This is a genomic window from Streptomyces sp. NPDC051913 (assembly GCF_044593635.1).
Lineage (GTDB): Bacteria > Actinomycetota > Actinomycetes > Streptomycetales > Streptomycetaceae > Streptomyces.
This window is the reverse complement of sequence record NZ_JBIUCI010000008.1, coordinates 33,981-57,753: the sequence shown is the minus strand read 5'-3', so window position 1 is coordinate 57,753 and position 23,773 is coordinate 33,981. Positions and strand designations below refer to the sequence as shown.

Genomic DNA, 23,773 nt, shown 5'->3' with positions numbered 1-23,773 from the left:
GGATGCCGAGCACGGGACGTTGGACCCGCGCACGGTCGGTGGAGAGCAACGGTGGTGACCGTGCGCGGGAGCTTGGTCAGGCCACGGCCTGGTCCGGTGGGACGGGGCTTGGGGCCTTTGTTGTTCTTGAGGTTCGGGTGTGCGGGTGGTCGGCCGCCGGTGCCCGGATCGCCGACTGTCCGGGAGTGCGGCGGCCGACCGGGCCCGTGCACGGCGGTGTGGACTTCACGGGGTTGCCGTGCACGGGAGCTCTCAGGTGCCCGGGAATCTTGTGTGCGGCGGGGCTGCTGCGGGTGGGCCCATGTCACCCGATGCCGTCTTGTCCTGGGCGTGTTGGGCTGCTCGGGTCAGGTGACGTATGGGCCCCATGGCGGTGCCGCTCCTTCGGGAGTGAGGGTGGCGAAGCGGGCCTGCCAGGCGGCCGCTTTGCTGTGTGTCTCTGCGCGCAGCGGGGCAAGGGCTGGGATGGTCCACACTCGGTTGAACACGTCGAGACGGTGGGTGTTGATGATCTGGGCGACGGCTTCGGCGCCCTTGAGGTGGCGGGTGGCGAGGGCCTGGCGCTGCGGGTTGGCCCAGAGATTTCGGTAGCGGACGGTGGCGTAGGGGCTGGGAGCGTTGGCGGGCACGGGATGGCCCAGGAGTTTCGTGGTGATCCGCTGGGCTGCTTCGTGTGCATGGCACTCGGTCAGGAAGGGGTAGTCCCAGCCCCACACGCCGCGCAGCTGCGGGAAGAAGGTGTACTGGGAGGCCCACAGTGTGCCGCTGCTGGCCGTGTACTGCGCGATGCGGGTCATCTCGTGTGCCAGGACCCGGTAGAGGAACGGGTCGTCATGGAGCCGGCCTGCCTGCTGCAGCGCCGCGGGCAAGACGACCACCTCCGGCTGCCCGGGCTCCCACTTCACTGCCTGGCCGCCCACGGTGGGCCAGAGCAGCCGTACCTCCCTTAAGCGGGTCTGGTGGAGCTCTCGGGCTTCTCTCATGTCGGTGCGGGAGGGGCTGAGTTCGGCTGCCTCGGTGTGGAGCTGCTGGTCCGCGCTGTCGCGGTGGGCCCGCAGCCAGTCAGGGATCGTCATGGTGCGGATGCCTACCTGGTCGGGCAGGGGTAGTTGGGTGACCAGCTCGGCCACCGGCACGATCTCCTGGGCTATGTGTTGCAGACGCTCCGCAAGACTTTCGAACTGGTCGCCGGCTTCCTGACGTACGTCAACGGATGGCATTGTGTGCTGCTTTCGGGAGAGAAGAGTTCGGAGCAGAAGGGGTGCAGGTCGCCGTGCGGGTCATGCAGGGGTCGGGTCCGGGGCGGCGGTCCCAGCTGTTTCGGACGCCATCCGCTGGGACCACTCGACCTCGGTCTCGTGAAGAGTGGTGCGGGCGAGGTGGATGCGCTGGAATTCGCCGGTACCGGCGGGCGCGTAGGTGTAGGGGATGTCGCGGAAGAGGCGTTGGAGGGGGTAGTCGCCGTCCAGGGCGTGGGCGCCGTGCAGTTCCATGGCGTCCCGGGCGGAGTCGGCGGCGAGTTCGTGGCCGGTGGTTTTCGCGCTGATCAGTTGAGCGTCGCAGGCCAGTCCCAGGTCGAGAAGGTGCACGGCTTGGTAGGCGACGCCCCGGGCGGTCTGGAGGCGGTTTTGCATGGCGCCGAGCCGGTCGCGAGCGACGGGCAGGTCGGACAGGTGCCCGTCGTAACGCTTGCGTGTGGTCAGCCAGTTGACGGTCGTGGTGACGAGGGCTTCATGGATGCCGAGGCTGACGGCCGTCAGGTTGGGGCGGCCGTAGAGGATGCTGGCGCTCTGGGCGACGAACAGGCCCTGGCCGATCTCGCCGAGCACGTTGGCCGCGGGGATGCGGACGCGGTCGAGGCTCAACTGGCCTTTGGTGAAGCCGCGCAGGCCCAGTCCGGGCCGGTGGGGTTGGACGGTCAGGCCCTTGCGGTCGTGCTCGACCAGGAACGCCGTAAGGGCGCGCGAGGCGCAGACGCCAGGGGGTGCGGTCCGGGCGAGGACCACGTGGCAGCCGGCTAGGTGCGAGTTACCGATGTGGATCTTGTTTCCGGTGATGATCCACCCGTCGCCGTCTTGTTCGGCGGTCGTGGCGATTCCGCCGATGTGTCCGCCGGCCTGCGGCTCGGTGACCGCGATCGAGAGGAGAACCCGGCCCGCTGCCGCGAGCGGCAGCCACGTCGTCTTCTGCTCGGCCGTGCCCCACAGATGCACGGCTCCGGCCGGGATCAGGCTTGCCTGCAAGATGGCCGCCACCGCGGCGGAAACCGTGCCGATCCGGTGGATGAGCACCGTCTTGGCGACATGCCCGGCCGCCATCCCTTCGTACTGCGAGGGAATGGTCACCCCGAACCAGCCGAGGTCGGCCATGAGTTGGGCGGCCTCTCGTTCGACCTTGAGCGGATGGGCTTCCATCCGCGGGACGCGGGGTGCGATGTGCTCGGCGGCGAAGGCGTCGGCCTCGTGCCACAGCCGGTGGTGGTCCGGGGTGAGATGGGGGAGGACTTCGGTGGGCCAGGTGGCAGGCATGGTCTGATCCCTTTCCCTGTGGGGTCGCAAGGCGGGGGTGCGGCCGGGGCCCCGGCGTGCGGGTGCCGGACGGGGGCGAGGGCGAGGCGGGATTCAGCGCGCGGGGGCGCCGCTGGTGAGGGCCTTCAGGACCAGGTCGGCGCCGTCTTTGACCGCGTCCAGGAGGTGCTGGGCGTCGGTGCGGGGGCGCGCGTCGGGGTCTATGGCGCACACCGTGCCCAGCACGATCCCCTCAACGATCAGCGGGGCGCCGAAGTAGGAGCGGATGCCGACCATGTCGACCACGAGGTTGCCGCTGAAGAGTGAACTGGCATGGACGTCCCACAGGGGCAGTGCCTTCTTGCGTCTGACCACTGCGGGGCACCAGCCGTCGTTCAGGCTCATGGTGCGGCCCAGGATCATGTAGCCGGTGTCGGGCGGGGGGTTGTGCAGGCCGACGAAAGTCTGCTCGGTGAGGAAGATGTTGACGAAGCCGTAGAGCATGCCGGTGGTATCGGCGATGTGGTCCGCGAACTGGTCCATGCGGTCGTCCGGCCTGGTGGGCATGCCCAGGCGGGCCAGGAGGTCCGCGCGGGCCTGCCGTTCGGCCATGTCCTTGGCCTGGGCCGCGCTGAGCACCTCCTGGCCCGGGCGGATCGCACCCGGCTGCGGGACGATCACCTCCTGTTGGCCGAGAGCAGGACGTAAGCCGCTGCCAGCGCTGGGTGCGGGCGGGTAGGGGGTGGTGTGGTGGGTCATCAGACGTCCAGACAGGTGGAAGGGGATGAGGCGGAAAGCAGGGACAGTGCGTGGTCGACGAGGTGGATCAGGACCGCAGCGACCGAGGTCGCCTCACGGGCGTCGCAGGTCACGACGGGCACGTGCGGGGTGAGGGCGAAGGCCTGCCGGATCGCGGCGAGGGGGTAGCGGTGGGCGTGGTCGAACTGGTTGACGGCGACGACGAACGGCAGCCGGGTGCGTTCGCAGAACGTGACGGCATCGAAGCTGGACTCCAGCCGACGGGTGTCGGCAAGGACCACGATCCCGACCGCGCCGCGCGCCAGGTCGTCCCACAGGTCCATGAAGCGGTCCTGGCCTGGTGTGCCGAACAGCATCAGCTCGATCGGCACCGGCTCCTGGAAGCTGATGCGGCCGAAGTCGAAGGCCACGGTGGTGCGGTGCTTCGCCTCCACCCCGTCCAGGCTGTCGGTGGCGGCGCTGTGGTGGGTGAGGTACTCCTCGGTGGAGACCGGTTCGATCTCGCTGACCGCGCCGATGGCGGTCGTCTTGCCCACCCCGAACCCTCCGGTGACGAGGACCTTCAGGACCGCAGGGCCGCCGGCCGCGCGAACCGTAGCGGGTTCGCCAGGCGTGTCAGCAGGCCCTGGCGGGGACATCGGACCACTTGCGTGCGAGACCAGCACGGACTGCCTCCAGCAGCTGAGAAGTAGGACGGTCCCCGGCCTTGGAATCGGGGTCGGCAGCAGGCGCGTAGGCGGCGGTGACGGACAGCACCAGGATGCGGGCGTCGAGCAGGTCGGAGAGCAGCACCCGGGCCGCGGTCAGGGGAAGTCGAGTGGTGCCGGCCAGCTCGGCGACCGACCGGCGCCGCTCACGGCACAACTGCACGAGCTGCCCGTACTCTGCCTCCGCCAGCCCTGGTCCCGCTCTGCCCGGCCCGGCCTCCACCAGGGTCTCGGGGCTGAGCCAGTGACGGGCATGCACCCGCCCCCGGGTCACGAGGAACGGCCGTACGAAGGCGCCCCCAGCGTTTGCGGCCGATGACCGTGGTTTTCTGCTGGGCCCGGTCATCACGTGCTGCGCAGGGCCGTGACCATGTACGGGGCGAACCGGTCCACGAGCTGACCCATCTCGTAGCCCACCGTGCCCACGTTGGCACTCGGTTCGGCGAGCACCGCGAGCACCGTGTCGACCTTGCCCGCCGTGTTGCCCGGATGGTTCGGGAAGACCTCACTGGTCCCGGCGATCGACACGAAGATCAAAGCGTCCTCGCGCTCGACCATGGCCAGTTGCAGGCGGCCCTTGTCACCGTGCGGGCCCGGAATGTTCTCGCACAGCGACGCCAGTGTGCCGAGCGTGGCCGCCCACTTGTCGGCCCAGGTCCTGGAAACTCCGCTGTCCACGAGCTTTAGCCCGTCCCGGGACACCAGCAACGCGTGCGTGACCCCGGGCACCGCCTGAACGAACTCCGCCAGCAGCCCGGCCATCTGCTCCTGGGCGGCCCTGTCTCCGAACGCGGCGGCGATCATGATGTCGCCACCGTTGTCGTCGGTCATTAAAAAACGCTCCTAGGGATGGGGGTCCGCCGCGACTGGGCGCGGGCCCCGGAGGGTGGGGGTTACGGTCGTCCGTTCGGCGGCACGGTGCCGGAAACCCCCGGCTGGGCCAGCGGCGAGGCGTCCCGAGTCCGGTCAGTACCGATAGCGCCCCTGAACGCCTCAGCCAGGGCATAGCGCGGCCGGCTCGCCGCAGGCCCGACGCGGTCCGCAGTCGGCGCATCGGCCTGAGCCGACACCACACGCTGCGGCAGAGGCGGAGCGGCACTGTGCACCTCGGGAGCCTGCGCTGATCGTTCAGGCACAGGTGCGTACTGTGCTGGCCCCCGGTCTGTCACCCGTGTGGCCTGGGCGGACGCCGGAGCCGGGCGCCCGGGCCGCGGCACGGGATGATGGGCACCAAAGGCGACGGGGGCCTGCAAGGACACCAGGAGCCGGTCCGGGACGACCACCAGGGCCGTCGTCCCGCCCGTCGGATTCTCCACCAACTGCACCGTAACGCCATGGCGTTGGGCGATCACGGCCGCCGTGAGCAGACCGATTCGACCCGCTCTGACCAAGGCACTCACATCAACCCGATCGGGCCCGGCCAGCAGGCGATTCCAGTGCACCCGCTCCTCGGGGCGCATCGGAATGACGACGCGGTCCTCAACCTCGATCTCAAGTCCCCTGGCCACTCGCTGGGCGCGCACCTGCACCTTCGTAGCCGGATCGGAGAACTGGGTAGCGTTCTCGATGAGTTCGGCCAGCAAATGCGTCAGGTCGGGCCCCACATGACGCGGCAGGCCCAGCGAAGTGCCGACCGTACCGGCCGCAACGGTCACCCGGGCGTAGTGCATGATCTCCTGGTTCGCACCACGCAGCACCTGCATCACGCTCACCGGTTCACGGGCCTCGCGCAACGACTCCCCAGCGACCACGGCCTTGCTCTCCACCCAGCGCCGCAACCGCGTCACCAGATGATCCAGCGCAAACAGCAGCTCCAGCTGCCCCGGATCCTCCGTCGACTCCTGCAACTGGTCCAGCTTCTCCAACGCCCGTGCGACCAAGGCGTGTTCTCGCCGTGCGAACTGGTGCAGCATTGAAAGCAGCACCGCAGACTGGGACTCGTCGTGTACGCGGATCAGGGTGGCGATCGCCTGTATTTGAAGTTCGGCCAGCTGTGCGACCGCCTCATCCGCGAGGCCCGCCCTGTCCAACGCCGGGACGGAATCGGGCAGCGACACCTTGCCGCCGCGCAGCAGCTCCTCCGCCGACCAGGCCACCAGCTTGTCCACCGCGGCAGTCGCATCCAATACCCGCTGCATCTCGACCGCATACGCCCGCTCCACGGTCCGTGCCGCCGACCGCCCCCGCACGGTGCCCACCACGAGTGCAGCGCAGAGACCTGCGGCTACCGCGGCCAGCAATGCGCCGGTCGAGACCGGAAAAGTCAACTTGACGACGGCGGCACCACCCAGGGCAGCCAGCACGATCACCAGCGGGGCGACGACCGCTGCGCGTACCTGTTCTTGGACGAACCGGTCCGCGGGCGCGCGACGCTTATTCCTGCGATGAGTGTGTGAGGCCCGATGAGGCTGAAGATGGAGCTGAGGGGAAGGCATGGGATCCTCAAAGTCGTTTTGAGCACGGGAAGGTGGTCGTGCGGGATGCGCGTGCTCAGGCGACGGGGAGGATCGCCTGCACGGTCTTGCCTGAGAGCTGGCCGTCTTCGGCCTTCATCACGTCCCACGACAGATGGCCCTGGTAATGCGCTACCCACCACAGACCCGGAGGCGTGCCGCGGAGCGTGCTGCTCTGGTTGACGACAGCCGCGAAGTCAGGGAAGTCGGGAAGGGCGTCATCGACCTCGATGAGCAGTTCCCTGGTCGTTGCGTCGATGATCAGACGCAAGGTGACCGTGCCGTCGCCGAACGGCTTGCCGTGGACGATGGCGTTGTCCACGAGCTTGTCGGCCACACGGGCAGCAATGTCCACATTGCCTTCCCAGCGCGCCATCGTCAGCGCCGGCCGGACCCGCTGCCGCGCCAGCAGACCGCAAGCCGCACTGGCCACCAGCGACACCCTCCACGAAAAGGCGGGCTCGACCTCCGTCCTCAGCGGCAGCAGTGAAGTCGCGGCCTTATACACGCCGCCGCGTGACTGATGGCCCTCGCCCACCGTGCCGTCATCGGGAGACGACACGTGACCCGGCTTGTGGAAGCTCATCTCTGCTCCTCTGCGGCCGGTAACGCCAGGAAGCACCAGGTCTTCGCACCCGCGTCGCTAGTGCCCCAGGCCCCGTCGCAAGCCTCGGCCACGGCCGCGACGAGCTCAAGACCACGCCCGGACTCGGCATCGTCACAGGCCTGTTTGAGCTGCGCCGCACCCGGCATGCCATCCACGACGGTGATGACCAGGAAGCCCTCGCGGACGGCCAGGTTCAAGGAGACCTCGCTGGTACCGCTGTGCACCAACGCATTGGTGAGCAACTCCGAGACGATCAGCATCGCCTCATCAACCAAGGCCCCCACACCACACGCCCCGAGCCGCGCGGCAACAAGGCGGCGCATGGCACCGACACGGCACGCGGCGTCCTCACGGGGCGGCCCCGCGCCACAGTGAGGCTCGACCTTGAACCGCTCACACACGACGACCCTGTCGTGAGTAAAGACGGCGCGGATGGGTTGTACGGCTGTCGTCGTCATCACGTCCTTTGCGGTGTGGCGCCGCACCCACCAGATGTCTGCCGTCGTCGGCCAATCAAGTGGCGCAGGAAGGGCGTAAGCCCTCATTCCCGGCCGGTGTTGAGTAGCTCCGTATCGACGGTTGAGATGCGGTGCGGCGGTGTGCCGCGTCGCCAGACCACTGGTGCATGCTCGGTCCTGCCAGCAGCGTGCAGTGTCAGGGCAGCGGTCAAGACAATCCTCAAGGGCTGCGTGAAGAGCAGAGGCACCGGTGCGCCAACTGCCGTCTCCCGGACATGTTCGCCAGTGCTGACCGTGACCCTGAGTGCGACGCCCCCGAGGAATCGCCACGGTGCCCCGGTCGCCGATCACGCGAGTGCACTCGAGGCCCCATCGCGATGCCGTGCCAACAGGAACCAAGTAGTAGACGACCTTCGCGTAGGGACGCTCGACGACAGCGCCGCAACGGCTACTCAGGATCGTCATAGCAACGGCTCCGAGAGGCTGGTGCACACGGATCGCATTCCGCTCTCGACTGGTGTCGCGCAGCGCAAGTCCGACTGTCGTTGGCAGACGTCTGGTTGGCATCAGGGCTCCTCTCCGCGTCCGCTATTGGGTGAGCTCCAGCCTGGTCCTCTTAGTCGTCACAAACGAGGACTTTGAGAGGCCTTTCAGGTGCCTCTAAGAGGACTTTTCTTGGCCCAATCCCGTGATTCCTGGCTATATAGAGGGCCTCAGGTAAAACTGGCTGCAGTGTTGGACACGGAGGTGCAGTAGTGCCAAGGCCTACAGGCAACAAGCGACTCAAGGCAGCCCGGGTAGCGGCTGGTTTCAGCTCCCAACAAGCCCTCGCCGATGCTCTCCGTGTCGGTGTCCGCCAAGTGAGGCGCTGGGAGTCGGACAACCCGCCGTGGCCTCATCCGGAACAGGCCCAGGCCTTGACGCGTGAACTCGGACAGGAACTCGAAGCGTTGGGCTTTACCGCACCTCACAGCGCTGAGTCCACCAGCGGCCGTCGCACCGTCTTGTCGGCGACCGCAGCGGCAGTCGGCCTCGCTGCAGTACCGACACAGACAGCCGTCACCCAGCCCCCAACGGTAGCCGCGGACTTCGCGGCGGTGACGCGCTCTCATCGACGTCTCTACTGGTCCGTCGCCCCCGCCATCCTGCATCCATCGGCGCTTGCCCACGCCACACTCGGGTGCGCACTGCTGACCGAAACCGCAGGCCAGACCAGGCGTGCTGTCGCTGCAGCGCTGGCTGAGACCTACCTCCTCGCCGGGCGCATTGAGTTCTTCGATATGCGTGAAGCCGATCGCGCAGGCCAAACCTTGCTCCGCGCACTCCAAGCAGCCAGCGAGGCCGACGACCCGTTGCTGGGCGCAGCTACCCTCGCGCACGCCGCCTTCGTGCCCGGCTGGGAAGGGCGTCGTGATGACGCGGTCGAACGATTGGTGGCTGCGCGTACCTACGCGCGGCGGGGCCCGGCATCCGCCGAACTGCTCGCATGGCTGGACGCGGTGGAGGCTGAATGTGAAACCCGATGTGGCAACACCCGCACTGCCCTCCATCTGATCGGGCACGCCGAAGACATGCTGGCCGCCGACTCCGAGCACGAGAGCCCACCATGGCTGGACTGGTTCAGCCCGGTCCGGCTCGCGGCCTTCAAAGGCAACACGCAGTTGAAAGCCGGCCACTTGCCCCAAGCGCGCGACACCCTGCTTGGTGTGCTGTCCGCCCTGGAACCGAGTGAGGAGAAACAACTCACCGTTGTCCTTGGGGACCTGGCTGCAGTTGAAGCAGCCTCAGGCCGACCGGAAGAGGCCTGCGCTTACGCGCTGCGTGCCCTCGATCAACTAGAGAAGACCTGGTACGCCACGGGCATGGACCGCATTCGAGAAGTGCGGCGCAGTTTGGCGCCGCACCAGCACGAAGGATGTGTACGAGACCTCGACGACCGGCTCTACGGGTGGTCGACGACCGTCAGCGCTCTGAGTCGTTGAAGTTGTGGATCAGACCCGATAGCTCCGAGAGGCTCTCGACACGGAACGTCGGGAGCCTCTCGGCTTCCGCGTCTCGCCACTGAATCGTGGCCCACGGACCACGGCGCACCAAAGCGGTTTGCATCCCCGCGGAGACCGCCGGGCGGAGGTCGTTGTCGACGCGGTCCCCGACGTACAAGATCTCCTCACTGCTGAAGGGGACGATCTCAGCAACACGATGAAAGAACTCAGGATCAGGCTTGCTCGCACCCCAGTCGTCCGAGGTACCAATCAAATCGACGTCGGAGGAGAACAGCTCACGCAGGAGCTTGCCAGCCCGAATCGTCTGGTTGCCGGCAATGCCGAGCCACAAGCCATCCGCCCGTAGCTGCGTCAACGCGGTTCGTACATCGTCATAGAGGTCGTCCTCGCCAAACGACTCCGGCTGCCCAGCGGCCGCCCGCTTCTCGCGCTCCCCGTACAGATCGAAACCAGGCCGGAACTCCTGGAACACCTCGCGATAGTCACGCCCCTGGGCGATGACAGCGCCGAACATCGCGTGGAAGGTGTGCCGGGGCACGCCGAGCCAGTCGGCCCACGTTCCGTACTCCCGGGTCTCGTCCACCAGGCACTCGCCGACATCGAAAACCACTGCACGAATCATGACGGCAGGGTAGCCGGGTAACGTGGACGAGCTCTTTGCGCAGGCTGGCTGCCTGGTTGCCTCTCCCTACGCCGACTGTCGGCTCCTGCCGGCCAGACGGGACATGGTCTCAAGAGGATGGCTTACGGCTGGAGAGATCAGGCGAATCGAGGAGCCGATCAAGATCTTCATGACTGGTGGGACCGTCGTCGTCCAGGGACGTGCGGTGACCGATCCCGAGGCCCTGAGCCAGATGAATTGGTGGGACTACGAGACCGTGATCGAGGTCCCCGGGACCGCGATCGCTAGGCTTAGCGGAGGGACCTCGTGAAGCTGATCTCAAGTGCCCAGCGCTACCGACTCTTTGAGAGCTTCACCCCGGACGCCTTCCACCTGGAGCTGAGAGACGACTACTCCGTCCCCGGCGAAGACGGCCCGTACGAGCTGGCGTAGCGGCGAGCCCGTCGACTACTCGTACATGAAGTCCCGGAGCCGGCTCATACAACGCGCCACCGGAGAGGGCAAGACGGTCCGACGGGTCCGTGTGGTCACCGAGCCGCGTACGCCGTACATGCAGCCCGTACCCGTCGGGGCGGGTGTCGGGGCTGGGAACATCCCCGCAGGCGCGGGGAGCAGGTCGGATTACCGGGCGTGAACCGGTGATCGTTGAGACCATCAACCGCGAGTGCGGAGAGCAGTTGACGATGTCCGAGATCTTGGTGGCCTTCTCGGGAACATCCCCGCACGCGCGGGGAGCAGAGCCAGGCTCCCCCGGCTCTTAACACCGTCCAGGGAACATCCCCGCACGCGCGGGGAGCAGGACTACCGGGACCTTGACGCCCCGGAGGAACAGGGAACATCCCCGCACGCGCGGGGAGCAGTCTGGGCGGTCCGGGCAACAGTGGCAACGATCGGGAACATCCCCGCACGCGCGGGGAGCAGGTCACCAACTGCACGCCGAAGATCGCGGACACGGGAACATCCCCGCACGCGCGGGGAGCAGCCGCCTGCGGTGCCGGAGACGACGGTGGTGCCGGGAACATCCCCGCACGCGCGGGGAGCAGAGTGTGCCACGCGGCACTGACAACGCGGTGTGGGGAACATCCCCGCACGCGCGGGGAGCAGTGAGCGGTCCTCACGGCCTCTCTCTCGCCCTCGGGAACATGCGCGGGGAGCAGTCTTCCTGGCCTGCGACTTTACGGCCCGGAGTGGAGGGTTTCATGCACTTTCCCGGAAACCGAAGAATGGCGTATTTAGCCTATATGGGGTTGCTCGCCCTGGGCTTGAGTGTGCCCTGGCAGGTGGGGTCCCGAGGCGAGTCGCGTTCTCCTTCCTGTGTCTGCTCAGGTCACATCCTTGCGTGGACGGGGCGGTGCAGCCTTGCTGCTGGCGCTCTCCATAGTGAACGGGAAGCCTCCGCTATTGCGAGGACCAGGATTTGGACACGTTCGAGGTGAAGTCCCTTGGGGGACCATCCCCGCGGGAGCGGGGAGCAGTGCAAGGGCAAGTCGGCGCGAAAGCGATGGTCGGGACCATCCCTGCGGGTGCGGGGAGCAGACTTTCGCACAGGGTTGCCACTCGTACATCTGGGGACCATCCCCGCGGGTGCGGGGAGCAGTCGCGCTCCAAGTCCTCGCCCTGAATCGGCTTGGGACCATCCCCGCGGGTGCGGGGAGCAGTGCCGGGCCAGCGCCGGGGCATCCTCCACCAGGGGACCATCCCCGCGGGTGCGGGGAGCAGTGTCCCCAGTGTTCCTCGGCCGGGGGCACGGTGGGACCATCCCCGCGGGTGCGGGGAGCAGACGGCGACCGCTTCCACAGTCCGGTCGGCCCGGGGACCATCCCCGCGGGTGCGGGGAGCAGGTGTGCGTCATCGCGTACATGACTTCGAGGGAGGGACCATCCCCGCGGGTGCGGGGAGCAGTGGTGGGCTCAAAGGTCTTGCCGGGCATGCGTGGGACCATCCCCGCGGGTGCGGGGAGCAGAACGGCCGCGACTACGGGTCGTTCACGCTGCCGGGACCATCCCCGCGGGTGCGGGGAGCAGCGGCACTTCCGGTTTCGCGCTGCGGAGAACTCGGGACCATCCCCGCGGGTGCGGGGAGCAGGCCAGCCGAGCTGTGCCCGTGTCACCAGTTTCAGGACCATCCCCGCGGGTGCGGGGAGCAGTCGGTGGCACAACCGGACGACGGCGCCGACCCGGGACCATCCCCGCGGGTGCGGGGAGCAGGATATTCCCTGTTTCGGGTGGTTTGAGGGAAAGGGACCATCCCCGCGGGTGCGGGGAGCAGGACGGGATCACCCGGCAGTCCGCCCACACCAAGGGACCATCCCCGCGGGTGCGGGGAGCAGAGGTCGGCCTGTACGGCGGCGACGTCGTCCTCGGGACCATCCCCGCGGGTGCGGGGAGCAGGCGGACGGCCCAGAGTTCGTCCGTCGAGAACAGGGACCATCCCCGCGGGTGCGGGGAGCAGGCCTCAATGTCCTTGAGCGAGACCACCTCGACGGGACCATCCCCGCGGGTGCGGGGAGCAGGACCGCGCGGGGTCCCGGCCCGGCCAGAGGGAGGGACCATCCCCGCGGGTGCGGGGAGCAGCCCCCGGGATACGTCCTGTGGCCGCCTCACACGGGACCATCCCCGCGGGTGCGGGGAGCAGGACAAAACATCAAGTGGCATATGCAAGTTCGAGGGACCATCCCCGCGGGTGCGGGGAGCAGTCTTGGGGTCGCTGTTGAGCCGCATCAGCATGGGGACCATCCCCGCGGGTGCGGGGAGCAGAGCGCACCGGAGCCTCCTCACCTCATGTAGATGGGACCATCCCCGCGGGTGCGGGGAGCAGACTGCTTGACCTGCGACTCTAGATCCCGAGGCGGAGACATTCACTCACTTTCACTGAAACCGAAAAATGGGGTATTTGGTGTAGGTGGGCGTCGTTCGCGCCGGACTCGGGAACATCCTTGCCGGTGTGGGGGGTAGGTGCGCGGCCGGACTCTGGAGCTGACACGGGCGGGAACCTCACAGGTAAGGGGAGCGGGAGGACGTCAACCTCGCCGTGGTTGGCAGCAGGAGATCTCCCCCGTGGGTGCGGGGAGTAGGCCTGTGGGGCGGCAGGAAACTGTCCGCCGTCGGGGCCATTGCTGCACGTGCGGGGAGCAGGGAGAGGTGCGGGTCTGTTGGCTGGACGACGCGGGACATCCCCGCACGCGCGGGGAGCGGTCGGCGGTGGATCCGGCCGACCGGATCCGGGGGGACAGCCCCGCGGGTGGGGGCAGGTCCCACCCGGCCGAATCCGCTCTCATGTGGGGGACATCCGGGTTCGGTTACGCCGTCGCGGACGTGGGGAGCGGAACGTTCATTACGTCACCATCACCGCGGCCAGGGGAGCTTTCCCGCGAGTGTGGGGAGGGGTTTGGCCTCTGGTTTTGGGTGGTGCTAAACGGTCTATTTTACGGTCTGGGCGTGTTGGGGGTGTGCTGTTCGGGGGGTTTTGGTCGGGGTGCGGGCTCGTTTTTGTGATGTGGCCTGCTCTGTTGGGGTGTGCGTGTAGGTATGTGGCATGGCTGGTGGGGGAGAGGGTCGTGCTGGTCTGCGGTCACGGCTGCAGGGGGCGGCGCGGTCGGTGTGGGCGAAGCATGACCGTGACACGGAGGGGTGGCTGCCGTTGTGGCGGCATATGGAGGATGCCGCGGCGGTAGCGGGTCTGTTGTGGGATGAGTGGCTGGCCGGCAATGTGCGGCAGTTGATTGCTGAGGCGTTGCCGGGTGGTGAGGAGGATGGCCGGCGGCTGGTGGTGTGGCTAGCTGGTGTGCATGACATCGGTAAGGCCACTCCCGCGTTTGCCTGTCAGGTCGATGGGCTAGCTGAAGTTATGCGGTCCAGGGGTTTGGACATGCGGTCGTTCCGGGCGATGGGTGCGGATCGGCGGTTGGCTCCGCATGGGCTGGCCGGTCAGGTGCTGGTGGCCGAGTGGCTGCAGGAGCGGCACGGGTGGGCGCCGAAGCAGACAGGTCAGTTCGCTGTGGCTGTCGGTGGTCATCATGGTGTGCCGCCGGAGCATGGTCAGATCAAGGCTTTGTACGGGCATGAGGAGTTGCTGCGGACGCCGGGTCCGAGCAGCCAGCTGTGGCTTCAGGTGCAGACGGAGTTCCTGGATGCTTGTGCGGAGCGCTTTGATGTGGTGCGGCGTTTGGAGGCGTGGCGGGCGGTGCGGCTGCCGCAGCCTGTCCAGGTGCTGCTAACGGCGTTGGTCATTGTGGCGGACTGGATCGCCAGCAATCCCGATCTCTTTCCGTACTTTCCCGATGCGGCGTCCTGCAGTGATGAGGAGCGTCTGGCTGCCGCGTGGCGGGGTCTGGATCTGCCGGCGTCGTGGCGGGCTGTGGAGCCCCTCGAGGGGGCGGACGAGTTGTTCGCTTCCCGGTTCGGGTGGCCTGCGGGGGCGGGGGTGCGTCCGGTGCAGGAGGCGGCTGTGGGATTGGCCCGTGAGATGGACGGGCCGGGGCTGATGGTGATCGAGGCGCCGATGGGGGAGGGGAAGACCGAGGCGGCTTTGGCCGTGGCGGAGATTTTCGCGGCGCGTTCGGGGGCGGGCGGTCTCTTCTTCGCGCTGCCGACGATGGCGACCGGCAATGCGATGTTCCCCCGGCTGCTGGACTGGCTGAAGCGGATGTCCCACGACGCCGGTGCGCGGCACTCCGTGCATCTTGCCCACTCCAAGGCGGCCCTCAACGACGACTTCGCGAGTCTGATGGCCGGTTCCGGCCGTGTCATGGCCATCGACCTGGACGGCGCCGTGCCCCCACTGCGGCGGCTGGGGCAGGACGGACGGTCGGCGGGCGCCGAGCTGGTGGCTCATGCCTGGCTGCGTGGCCGTAAGCGGGCGATGCTGGCCTCTTTCGTGGCCGGCACGGTGGATCAGCTGCTGTTCGCCGGGCTCAAGAGCCGGCACCTGGCCCTTCGCCACCTGGCCGTCGCGGGCAAGGTCGTGGTGATCGATGAGGCGCACGCCTACGACACCTACATGAGCGTCTACCTCGACCGGGTGCTGTCCTGGCTGGGCTCCTACCGGGTTGCGGTGATCGTCCTGTCCGCGACCCTGCCCGCGGGGCGCCGGCGCGAGCTGGTCGAGGCCTATTCCGGCGTGACGCATACGCACAGGCCAGCGCCCGGCGCCGACTTGGAGGCAGAGCGGGGGTATCCGTTGCTCACTGCGGTCACGCCGGGCGGCACGCCGGTAGTGAGCTGTCCTGCTGCCTCGGGGCGTGCGACTGACGTACGGGTGGAGCGGCTTGGGGACGGTGTGGATGTGCTGGCCGACCGGCTCGAGCAGGAGCTGGCGGAGGGCGGGTGCGTGCTGGTTGTGCGGAATACGGTCAGGCGTGTGCTGGAGGCCGCGCGCGTGCTGCGGGAGCGGTTCGGCGACGACGCTGTGACGGTGGCGCATTCCTGTTTCGTGGACGTCGACCGGGCCGCCAAGGACAGGGACCTGTTGGAGCGGTTCGGCCCGCCGGGCAAGACGTCGGGCAGACCTGCGCAGCGCCACATTGTGGTGGCCAGTCAGGTGGCCGAGCAGTCCCTGGATGTCGACTTCGATCTCCTCGTCAGCGACCTGTGTCCCGCTGACTTGCTGCTGCAGCGCATGGGCCGGCTGCATCGCCATCAGCGCGGCGTGAGCCAGAGCGAGCGGCCCGCTCGGCTTCAGGCGGCCCGGTGCCTTGTGACCGGTGCGGACTGGGAGGCGCAGGTGCCCGAGCCGGTGCGTGGCTCGGTCGCGGTGTACGGGCAGTACGCGCTGCTGAGGTCGGCTGCGGTGCTGCTGCCCTATCTCGATAGTGGTGGGCGGCGCCCTGTTGGGCTGCCGGCGGACATTAGCCCTGTGGTGCAGGGTGCGTATGCCGACACGCCGCTGGCCCCGGACAGTTGGGGACCGGCGCTGGAAAAGGCGCGCTACGGGTTCGAGCAGCAGCGGGCCGATCAGGCGCAGCGGGCGTCGGTGTTCCGTCTGGCAGACGTCGGTCGGCCGGGACGGCCGTTGTTCGGCTGGGTGTCGGCCGGCGTCGGCGACGCGGATGACACCCGCTCCGGTCGCGCGCAGGTGCGTGACAGCCGTGAAAGCCTGGAAGTGATCGTCGTGCAGCGGCGGGCCGATGGCACGCTTGCCACGCTGCCGTGGCTGCAAGCGGACCGCAGGGGCCGTCGGCGCGGCGGCCTTGACCTGCCCCAGGAGCAGACACCCACACCCTTTGCGGCCCGCACGGCCGCGAGCTGCGCACTGCGGTTGCCGATCCAGTTCTCCTACGCCGACACCTTGGAGGCGGCGATCGGGGAACTTGAGCAGCTGCACCTGCGCGCGTGGCAGGGGAAGGACTGCCCGTGGCTGGACGGCCAGCTGATTCTTGCCCTCGATGAGGACTGTCAGACCCAACTGGCAGGCTACGCACTCCGTTACAGCCCCCGTGATGGTTTGGAGGTGACCCGTGCCTGAACCAAGGGGTGACAGCACGGCCCAGGTTCCCTTATTCGATCTGACAGCCCAGCCCTGGATCGGGGTCCTGCGATGCGACGGCACACAGGAAGACCTTTCGCTGGGCCAGGTCTTCGCCCAGGCCGCGCAGGTGCGGCGCCTCGCGGGAGACTTGCCCACCCAGGAGTTCGCCCTGCTGCGTCTGCTGCTGGCCATCGCCCACGATGCCCTTGAGGGCCCCAGGGACATCGACGAGTGGAGCGAACTGTGGGCCGCCCCTGACTGCTTCGCGCCGGTCGAGGCCTATCTGGACACCCACCGCCGGCGTTTCGACCTGCTCGCCCCGGCCGCCCCGTTCTTCCAGACCGCCGGACTGCGGACCGCGAAGGACGAGGTGTCCTCGTTGAACCGGATCGTGGCCGATGTGCCCAACGGGGAGCCGTTCTTCACCGCCCGGATGCCCACCGTCGAACGGCTCACGTACGCGGAGGCCGCCCGCTGGCTCGTTCACGCCCAAGCCTATGACACCTCCGGGATCAAGTCCGGTGCGGTGGGCGACGATCGCGTCAAGGCAGGCAAGGTGTACCCGCTCGGTACGGGCTGGGCAGGCGGGCTGGGAGGAGTCTTCGCTGAGGGCGACACGCTGCGCGAGACGCTGCTGCTGAATCTGGTGGCGGCCGACACCGGGGAACTGGAGTTCACCGGTAACGACCGGCCCGCCTGGCGACGCGAGCCGAGCCCTCCTGGGGGATCGGAACGCCAGCCGACCGGAGTGCGCGATCTGTACACCTGGCAGACCCGCAGGGTGCGCCTTGAGCACCGCGACGGCGCCGTCACGGGTGTGGTCCTGGGCTACGGCGACCCTCTGACCGCCCGCAACATGCACCGGCATGAACCCATGACGGCGTGGCGGCGCAGTACGGCGCAGGAGAAGAAGCTGCGCCAGTCGCCCGTCTACCTGCCCCGGGAACACGATCCGGCGCGCGCGGCCTGGCGAGGCATCGCCTCCCTCATCGCCGACCGGTCGGAGACCGCCCAGGGCGAGGAAGCCGCCCTGTTCCTGCGCCCGGGAATCCTGGAATGGATCGCCCGCCTGGTCACCGAGGGCGAACTGCCGCGGGATTTCCTCATCCGGGCCCGCATCATCGGTGCCCGGTACGGGACACAGCAGTCCGTGATCGATGAGGTGGTCGACGACCACGTCACCATGCCGATCGTGCTGCTCCACCGCCAAGACCGCCTCAGCGCCCAGCAGGCGGTCGGAGCCGCCGAGGACGCCGACCTGGCCGTACGGGCGCTGGGCGACCTGGCCACCGACCTGGCCCGCGCGGCCGGATCCCAACGGGAAGCAGCCCGTGCGGCAGCACGTGAACTCGGCTTCACCGCATTGGAAAACCCCTACCGGGCCTGGGTCGCCGCCCTTGTCGGCACCGGCGACCCGCTCGAGCAGCGCCGCGCCTGGCAGCGCGAGGTGCGCGCCGTCCTCGGCCGGCTCGGGAATCATCTGATCGTCGGCGCGGGGGATGCCGCTTGGCAGGGCAGGACCATCCCGGCCAAGAGCGGGACCCTGTGGCTCAACGCGGGTCTGGCCGACAAATGGTTCCGCCGGCGCCTGGCCACCGTCCTGGGCCAGCCCTTTCACCCCGACGGCAGCGACACGACAGCCGCGCCAGGACTGCAAGGCCCCGCCCACTTCGATCTCACCCTGACCGACCTGCAGGAGCCCGTATGACCACCACCGCCGCGCCGACGGCCCGCACACGGGTAGCCGAACTCGCCGCCGCGCGGATCACCCCGTGGCAGGACGGCTACTTGCAAGACCGCTCCACGGCTGTGGCCGCCCTCGCCAGGCTGCGCCGTGGTGCCGGGCGCTCCGCAGCAGACCTGCCCGACCTGTGGACGCTGGTCGACACCACACCGCTGCACCACAAGACCGACAGCGCACCACTGCTGGGCGAGCAGCAGCTCACGCGCGCCGAAGATGCCCTGCACGCGGCCCTCACCCTGTGGGCCCTGCATCAGCAGTCCCGCAGCACACGGATGCACCGCCCTCACACCGTGCAGCGCCCCACCGGGCTGGGCGCGGCCGTGCGACGGCTGATGCCGCCCGACGCCATCGACGAACCGGTACGCAAACGCCTGATCCGGGCAGGAACCGCAGCCGACCTCGGGGCCCTGTCCCAGCGGCTGCGGGACCTGATCGTCCTGCTGCGCCGCGCGGACATCCCGCTCGACTACGGCCTGCTCGCCGGACAGCTCTACACCTGGCAATGGCCCGGCGGAGCCGACACCGTCCGCCGTGAGTGGGGGCGCTCCTTCCACGCCGGGGCCCAACCGGCCACCCACGATGCGGACGCCGGCGCCGCCTCCACCGCATCCGACGACAGCGACAAGGACCCCTCGTGAACCGCTTCTTCCTGGACGTGCACGCCCTGCAGACCGTCCCGCCCAGCAACCTCAACCGCGACGACACCGGCGCACCCAAGACCGCCGTCTACGGCGGCGTCCCCCGCGCCCGGGTCTCCAGCCAGGCATGGAAGCGCGCCACCCGCACCTACTTCGATGACGAACGCCTCCTCGACCCCAGCGAGCTCGGCGTGCGCACCAAGAAGATCGTGGAAGTCATCGCGAAACGGATCACAGCGCTCGAGCCCTCCCTCAGCGGTGAGACAGCCGTGCTGCTCACCGACGAGGTGGTCAAGGCCACCGGCCTGAAGACCGAGGTACCCAAACGCAAGGCCAGCGCGGCCAAGGACAGCGACACCGCGCCGCCACCGGAGGCGAAGTACCTGGTCTTCCTCAGCGCCCGCCAACTGGACGGCCTGGCCCGCCTCGCCATCGACGGCGCCGCCGACATCACCGCATTCCTCAAGGACAAGACGAACAAGGACACAGCAAAGGAGATCGCCGACAGCCGGCACTCCGTCGACATCGCCCTCTTTGGCCGCATGGTCGCTGATGCCGCCGACTACAACGTCGATGCCGCCGTCCAGGTCGCCCACGCCATCAGCGTCCACCGGGTGGACAACGAATCCGACTACTACACCGCTGTCGACGACGAGAACACCGAAGAAGAGACCGGCGCCGGAATGATCGGCACCATCGACTTCAACTCCGCCACCCTCTACCGCTACGCCGCCCTCGGCATCCACCAACTCGCCAAAAACCTCGGCCAGGGCCTGCGGGACGACGAACCCGCTACCGAACCGGTGCGCCGGGCCGTGGAAGCCTTCGTGCACAGCTTCGCCGCCTCACTGCCCACCGGAAAGATCAACACCTTCGGGCACCACACCCTGCCCGACGCCCTCGTCGTCAAGCTCCGCACGACCCGGCCGATCAGCTTCGTCGCCGCCTTCGAAGAACCCGTCCGCGGCGACCAAGGCGGACACCTGCGCGAAGCCTCCGACCGCCTCGCCGCCTACGTTCCGGACATCGAACGCGCCTACGGCCACCAGGAATCCACCCAGACCTGGGTCCTGCGCGTAGGGCCCAACACCCTCAAAATCGGCGACCTGGGCACCGAATCCGCCAGCTTGGCCGACCTGGTGGCCGCGGTCGGCCGCGCCGTCACCGAACGCCTGGACGAGCCCGTATGAACACCGTGCTCGCCCTGCGCCTGGCAGGCCCGCTGCAGTCCTGGGGCGCCACATCCCGCTTCACCCGCCGCACCACCGAGTCCGCCCCCACCAAGAGCGGCGTCATCGGCCTGCTCGCCGCGGCCGCAGGCATCGAACGCGGCGACGACACAGCCCTCGCGCCCCTGGCCGCCCTGCGGTTCGGCGTCCGCATCGACCAACCCGGCACCCGCATCCGCGACTTCCAGACCGCGCACCACGCCGTCACCGGCAAATCCATGCCGCTCTCGGAACGCTTCTATCTCGCCGACGCAGTCTTCGTCGCCGCCATCGAGGGCGACAACACCCTCCTCGCTGCCCTGCACGCCGCGCTCAAAGCCCCGGTGTACACGCCGTTCCTGGGACGCCGTTCCTGCCCACCCGCCCAACCGGTCGAACTCGGCCTGTACCCGCACACACACCTCGAACAAGTACTCAAGGACGTGCCCTGGCAGGCATCCCCCTGGTACCGCAAGCAGCACCGCCCGCAACACGAGCAATCCCTGACCGTCCTGCGCGAGGCACCACCCGGCAACCAGCACACTGCCGCAGACACCCTGCGCGACCAGCCACTCAGTTTCGCCGCCACCCACCGCCGCCACGCCCTGCGCACCCTCATCACCACCACGGTGACCTTGCCCAGCGCCCCGCCGGACCCTGTGCGGCACGACCCCTTCGAAGCACTGGAGGATGAGAGCAGCTGATGTTCCTCTCCCGCTTCCGCGTCAACACCGCGCGCCCCGGATCCAGGCGCCTGCTCTCCTCACCGCAGGCCCTGCACGCAGCCGTCATGGCATCGTTCCCCACCCTGCTCCCCAGCGACCCACCCCCACCCAACGCTCCACGGGTGCTGTGGCGCCTGGATACCCAGGCCCGCGCCGAAGTACTGCTCTACATCGTCAGCCCCGACCGCCCGGACCTGACCCACCTCGTCGAACAGGCAGGCTGGCCAACCGCAGCCGATCCGGACCACCCCGGCTGGCAGACCCGTCCCTACACCCCGCTCCTGGACAAGCTGACCACCGGCGACCGATGGGCCTTCCGCCTGACCGCCAACCCGGTCCACACCACCCGCCGCAACTCCAGCGAGCCCCGCAAGATCACCGCCCACCTCACCCCCGTCCACCAGATGCGATGGCTGCTCGAACGCCAGGAACAGTGCGGCTTCCGCATCCTGGAGAAGGAAGACGGGCAGCGACTTCTGCCCAGCGGCACAACGCACCAGGGCAAACACGAACACCACGGCGACCGCTACGAGGTAGCCGTCCGCGACCACAAAGCCCTGTCCTTCGCCAAGGCACGCAGCGCCAGCGCACACCCGCAGGGGCGGCCCGTCACCCTCGTCACCGTCACCTTCGACGGCCGGCTCGAAGTCACCGACCCTGACGTACTGCGCCGCACCCTCACCCAGGGCCTCGGCCGGGCCAAGGCCTACGGCTGCGGACTGATCACCCTGGCCCCCCTCACCCCACCCCCACGGCAGACACCATGACCACCGTCTCCAAGCGCACCGCCCTCACCCCGCGACACCTCACCCGCACCACCGACCGCACATGCTTCATCTACCTGGAACGCTGCACCGTCCACCGAGACGCCAACGCCATCACCGCCCAGGACGCCGAGGGCACCACCCACATCCCCTCCGCCACCATCGGCACCCTCCTGCTCGGCCCCGGCACCCGGATCACCCACCAGGCGATGAGCGTCCTGGGAGAAACCGGAGCAGCCGTCTGCTGGGTCGGCGAACACGGCGTGCGCTACTACGCCGCCGGGCGCGCCCTCAGCCGCTCCTCAGCCCTCATGGAAGCCCAGGCACGCCAGTGGGCCAACACACGCAGCCGTCTCGCGGTAGCCCGCGCGATGTACCAGCTGCGCTTTCCCGACGAAGACCCAGCCGGACTGACCCGCCACGAACTCCTCGGCCGCGAGGGCCGCAGGCTAAAGGACTGCTACCGCGCCCAAGCCACCCGCACCGGCGTGCCCTGGCGCGGCCGCCAGTACGTCGCCGGCGACTTCACTGCCACAGACGCCGTCAACCAGGCCATCACCGCAGCAGCCCAGTGCATGTACGGCATCGCACACGCCGTCGTCACCTCACTGGGCTGCAGCCCAGCCCTCGGCTTCATCCACTCCGGACACGAACTGTCCTTCGTCCTCGACATTGCCGACCTCTACAAAACAGAGATCGGCATCCCGCTGGCCTTCGATATCGCCGCACAGGACGAAGAGGACGTCGGCCCCCGCACCCGCCGCGCGCTCCGTGACCGCATCAACGAAACATCGCTGCTGAACCGCTGCGTCGACGACATCAAACGCCTACTCCTGCCGCAAGGAGACATCCCTGACGACCAAGGCGCCGATCGAGACGTCGTCACTCTTCAGAGCGACGGTGGTCGCCAGCTGCCCTCCGGCTTCAACCATGACGCCACCGGCGACTACGAGCAGGTGGCCTGGTGACCGTCATCGTCCTCACCAACTGCCCCGCAGGCCTGCGAGGTTTCCTTACACGCTGGCTCCTGGAGATCTCCGCAGGAGTCTTCGTCGGCAACCCCTCAGCCCGTGTCCGCGAGGTGCTCTGGACGGAAGTTCAGCAGTACGCAAACCAAGGACGCGCCCTGCTCGCCCACACCACCAACAACGAACAGGGATTCACCTTCCTCACCCACGACCACGCATGGCACCCCACCGACCACGACGGTGCAACACTGATCTGCCGCCCCAACCCAACTCCCTCGCCCAACGAATCGACTCGTGCCGACACTGGTTCTCCCGGATGGAGCAAGGCAGCAAAACGACGCCGCTTCGGTAAACGATGACGAGATTTCATGCGATTCAAGGCGATTGCCCGTTTCTCGCAAAGTGCTTGAAAGCCGGTGCTACCTGAGGAAAACCTCCTGGTCGCAGAGTCTGCTCCCCGCGCCCGCGGGGTTGTTCCCCAGCGTCCCCCGGCTATGTGCTTCGCTGTGAGCTGCTCCCCGCGCCCGCGGGGTTGTTCCCCGTGGAGGGGCCGTGGATGGTCTGGTGAAGTGCTGCTCCCCGCGCCCGCGGGGTTGTTCCCATCCCGCACTCCATGCTGCGACCCTTGGTCCACTGCTCCCCGCGCCCGCGGGGTTGTTCCCCAGCCCCGGGCCGTACGCCTGCTGTCCCAGGCCTGCTCCCCGCGCCCGCGGGGTTGTTCCCGGCGACCCCACCCCGCGCCCCCTCACCCGGCACTGCTCCCCGCGCCCGCGGGGTTGTTCCCACGCGCACCAGGAACTGGTGGGGAACGCGGGCCTGCTCCCCGCGCCCGCGGGGTTGTTCCCGGCGTGCCGTCGAAGGCCACCTTCGAGCGGGCCTGCTCCCCGCGCCCGCGGGGTTGTTCCCGCCTCCCGCGCCGCGACGACACCGCCGCCGACCTGCTCCCCGCGCCCGCGGGGTTGTTCCCTCGGCCTGTCGGTCCGGAAGATCCGCCGGGGCCTGCTCCCCGCGCCCGCGGGGTTGTTCCCGAGAGAATCCTGCGCCGGGCCGCCGCCAACGACTGCTCCCCGCGCCCGCGGGGTTGTTCCCATGCGCGTGCGGAGCGCCGGCCGATGAACGACCTGCTCCCCGCGCCCGCGGGGTTG

General features: G+C 68.6%; 20 protein-coding genes, 1 pseudogene and 3 CRISPR repeat arrays (1 of these 24 running past the window's edge). Of the genes and pseudogenes, 11 read left to right on the top strand and 10 right to left on the bottom strand.

Going from position 1 to position 23,773, the window contains the following annotated elements:
• Nucleotides 1-347 precede the first annotated feature (347 nt).
• From ACIHIX_RS24460 to ACIHIX_RS24420, 9 genes are all read right to left on the bottom strand, one after another.
• Complete coding sequence (locus ACIHIX_RS24460; protein ID WP_399959531.1) at nucleotides 348-1,220, bottom strand: hypothetical protein; 873 nt, start codon at nucleotides 1,218-1,220, stop codon at nucleotides 348-350.
• A 60-nt stretch (nucleotides 1,221-1,280) separates the two neighbouring features.
• Nucleotides 1,281-2,528 carry an acyl-CoA dehydrogenase family protein gene (locus tag ACIHIX_RS24455; protein ID WP_399959530.1) on the bottom strand — a complete coding sequence of 416 codons (1,248 nt, stop codon included), beginning with the start codon at nucleotides 2,526-2,528 and terminating at the stop codon, nucleotides 1,281-1,283.
• A gap of 93 nt (nucleotides 2,529-2,621) precedes the next feature.
• The gene (locus tag ACIHIX_RS24450; protein ID WP_399959528.1) at nucleotides 2,622-3,266 is read right to left on the bottom strand and encodes a GAF domain-containing protein; all 645 of its coding nucleotides are present in this window, start codon (nucleotides 3,264-3,266) and stop codon (nucleotides 2,622-2,624) included.
• Entirely contained in the window at nucleotides 3,266-3,904 is a 639-nt protein-coding gene (locus ACIHIX_RS24445) for a GTP-binding protein (RefSeq protein ID WP_399959526.1), read from the bottom strand. Before ACIHIX_RS24445 ends, ACIHIX_RS24450 begins: the two co-directional genes overlap by 1 nt.
• A complete protein-coding gene (locus tag ACIHIX_RS24440; protein WP_399959524.1) occupies nucleotides 3,882-4,319 on the bottom strand; it encodes a DUF742 domain-containing protein in 438 nt (145 codons plus the stop codon). The genes ACIHIX_RS24445 and ACIHIX_RS24440 overlap by 23 nt, the downstream gene beginning before the upstream one ends.
• Complete coding sequence (locus ACIHIX_RS24435; RefSeq protein ID WP_399959522.1) at nucleotides 4,319-4,804, bottom strand: roadblock/LC7 domain-containing protein; 486 nt, start codon at nucleotides 4,802-4,804, stop codon at nucleotides 4,319-4,321. The genes ACIHIX_RS24440 and ACIHIX_RS24435 overlap by 1 nt, the downstream gene beginning before the upstream one ends.
• 62 nt (nucleotides 4,805-4,866) lie before the next feature.
• Nucleotides 4,867-6,276, bottom strand: a complete 1,410-nt coding sequence (locus ACIHIX_RS24430; RefSeq protein WP_399959520.1) for an ATP-binding protein — start codon at nucleotides 6,274-6,276, stop codon at nucleotides 4,867-4,869.
• A gap of 187 nt (nucleotides 6,277-6,463) precedes the next feature.
• On the bottom strand, nucleotides 6,464-7,012 hold the full coding sequence (locus ACIHIX_RS24425; RefSeq protein WP_399959518.1) for a hypothetical protein: 549 nt from the start codon (nucleotides 7,010-7,012) through the stop codon (nucleotides 6,464-6,466).
• Nucleotides 7,009-7,491, bottom strand: coding sequence for an ATP-binding protein (locus ACIHIX_RS24420; RefSeq protein WP_399959517.1), 483 nt, complete (start codon nucleotides 7,489-7,491; stop codon nucleotides 7,009-7,011). The genes ACIHIX_RS24425 and ACIHIX_RS24420 overlap by 4 nt, the downstream gene beginning before the upstream one ends.
• Nucleotides 7,492-8,246: 755 nt before the next feature.
• On the opposite strand from ACIHIX_RS24420, the gene ACIHIX_RS24415 reads away from it, so the two are divergent.
• The gene (locus ACIHIX_RS24415) at nucleotides 8,247-9,473 is read left to right on the top strand and encodes a helix-turn-helix transcriptional regulator (protein ID WP_399959515.1); all 1,227 of its coding nucleotides are present in this window, start codon (nucleotides 8,247-8,249) and stop codon (nucleotides 9,471-9,473) included.
• Here ACIHIX_RS24415 and ACIHIX_RS24410 read toward each other — a convergent pair.
• Entirely contained in the window at nucleotides 9,454-10,116 is a 663-nt protein-coding gene (locus ACIHIX_RS24410; RefSeq protein WP_399959513.1) for an HAD family hydrolase, read from the bottom strand. The two genes, ACIHIX_RS24415 and ACIHIX_RS24410, sit on opposite strands and share 20 nt — an antisense overlap.
• 22 nt (nucleotides 10,117-10,138) lie before the next feature.
• Between ACIHIX_RS24410 and ACIHIX_RS24405 the strand changes: the two genes are divergently transcribed.
• The 10 genes and pseudogenes from ACIHIX_RS24405 to cas2e all read left to right on the top strand — a co-directional run bounded on the left by ACIHIX_RS24405 (nucleotide 10,139) and on the right by cas2e (nucleotide 22,987).
• Nucleotides 10,139-10,426 carry a hypothetical protein gene (locus ACIHIX_RS24405; protein ID WP_399959511.1) on the top strand — a complete coding sequence of 96 codons (288 nt, stop codon included), beginning with the start codon at nucleotides 10,139-10,141 and terminating at the stop codon, nucleotides 10,424-10,426.
• Nucleotides 10,423-10,750, top strand: a pseudogene (locus tag ACIHIX_RS24400) (DUF6879 family protein). The gene ACIHIX_RS24405 and the pseudogene ACIHIX_RS24400 overlap by 4 nt, the downstream one beginning before the upstream one ends.
• A gap of 75 nt (nucleotides 10,751-10,825) precedes the next feature.
• Nucleotides 10,826-11,273: direct repeats of the CRISPR family, unit length 29 nt; unit sequence GGGAACATCCCCGCACGCGCGGGGAGCAG.
• A 289-nt stretch (nucleotides 11,274-11,562) separates the two neighbouring features.
• A CRISPR array of direct repeats spans nucleotides 11,563-12,933; the repeat unit is 28 nt; unit sequence GGACCATCCCCGCGGGTGCGGGGAGCAG.
• 834 nt (nucleotides 12,934-13,767) lie between these two features.
• A complete protein-coding gene (gene cas3, locus ACIHIX_RS24395) occupies nucleotides 13,768-16,578 on the top strand; it encodes a CRISPR-associated helicase Cas3' (protein ID WP_399959510.1) in 2,811 nt (936 codons plus the stop codon).
• Complete coding sequence (gene casA, locus ACIHIX_RS24390; RefSeq protein WP_399959508.1) at nucleotides 16,571-18,289, top strand: type I-E CRISPR-associated protein Cse1/CasA; 1,719 nt, start codon at nucleotides 16,571-16,573, stop codon at nucleotides 18,287-18,289. The genes cas3 and casA overlap by 8 nt, the downstream gene beginning before the upstream one ends.
• Nucleotides 18,286-18,963 carry a type I-E CRISPR-associated protein Cse2/CasB gene (gene casB, locus ACIHIX_RS24385; protein ID WP_399959506.1) on the top strand — a complete coding sequence of 226 codons (678 nt, stop codon included), beginning with the start codon at nucleotides 18,286-18,288 and terminating at the stop codon, nucleotides 18,961-18,963. The genes casA and casB overlap by 4 nt, the downstream gene beginning before the upstream one ends.
• Entirely contained in the window at nucleotides 18,960-20,153 is a 1,194-nt protein-coding gene (gene cas7e / locus ACIHIX_RS24380; protein ID WP_399959504.1) for a type I-E CRISPR-associated protein Cas7/Cse4/CasC, read from the top strand. Before casB ends, cas7e begins: the two co-directional genes overlap by 4 nt.
• The gene (gene cas5e / locus ACIHIX_RS24375) at nucleotides 20,150-20,875 is read left to right on the top strand and encodes a type I-E CRISPR-associated protein Cas5/CasD (protein WP_399959502.1); all 726 of its coding nucleotides are present in this window, start codon (nucleotides 20,150-20,152) and stop codon (nucleotides 20,873-20,875) included. The genes cas7e and cas5e overlap by 4 nt, the downstream gene beginning before the upstream one ends.
• Nucleotides 20,875-21,663, top strand: coding sequence for a type I-E CRISPR-associated protein Cas6/Cse3/CasE (gene cas6e / locus ACIHIX_RS24370; RefSeq protein WP_399959500.1), 789 nt, complete (start codon nucleotides 20,875-20,877; stop codon nucleotides 21,661-21,663). The genes cas5e and cas6e overlap by 1 nt, the downstream gene beginning before the upstream one ends.
• Nucleotides 21,660-22,628, top strand: a complete 969-nt coding sequence (gene cas1e / locus ACIHIX_RS24365; RefSeq protein WP_399959498.1) for a type I-E CRISPR-associated endonuclease Cas1e — start codon at nucleotides 21,660-21,662, stop codon at nucleotides 22,626-22,628. Before cas6e ends, cas1e begins: the two co-directional genes overlap by 4 nt.
• The gene (gene cas2e, locus ACIHIX_RS24360) at nucleotides 22,625-22,987 is read left to right on the top strand and encodes a type I-E CRISPR-associated endoribonuclease Cas2e (protein WP_399959496.1); all 363 of its coding nucleotides are present in this window, start codon (nucleotides 22,625-22,627) and stop codon (nucleotides 22,985-22,987) included. The genes cas1e and cas2e overlap by 4 nt, the downstream gene beginning before the upstream one ends.
• A gap of 91 nt (nucleotides 22,988-23,078) precedes the next feature.
• Nucleotides 23,079-23,773: direct repeats of the CRISPR family, unit length 29 nt; unit sequence CTGCTCCCCGCGCCCGCGGGGTTGTTCCC (it continues 678 nt past the right edge of the window).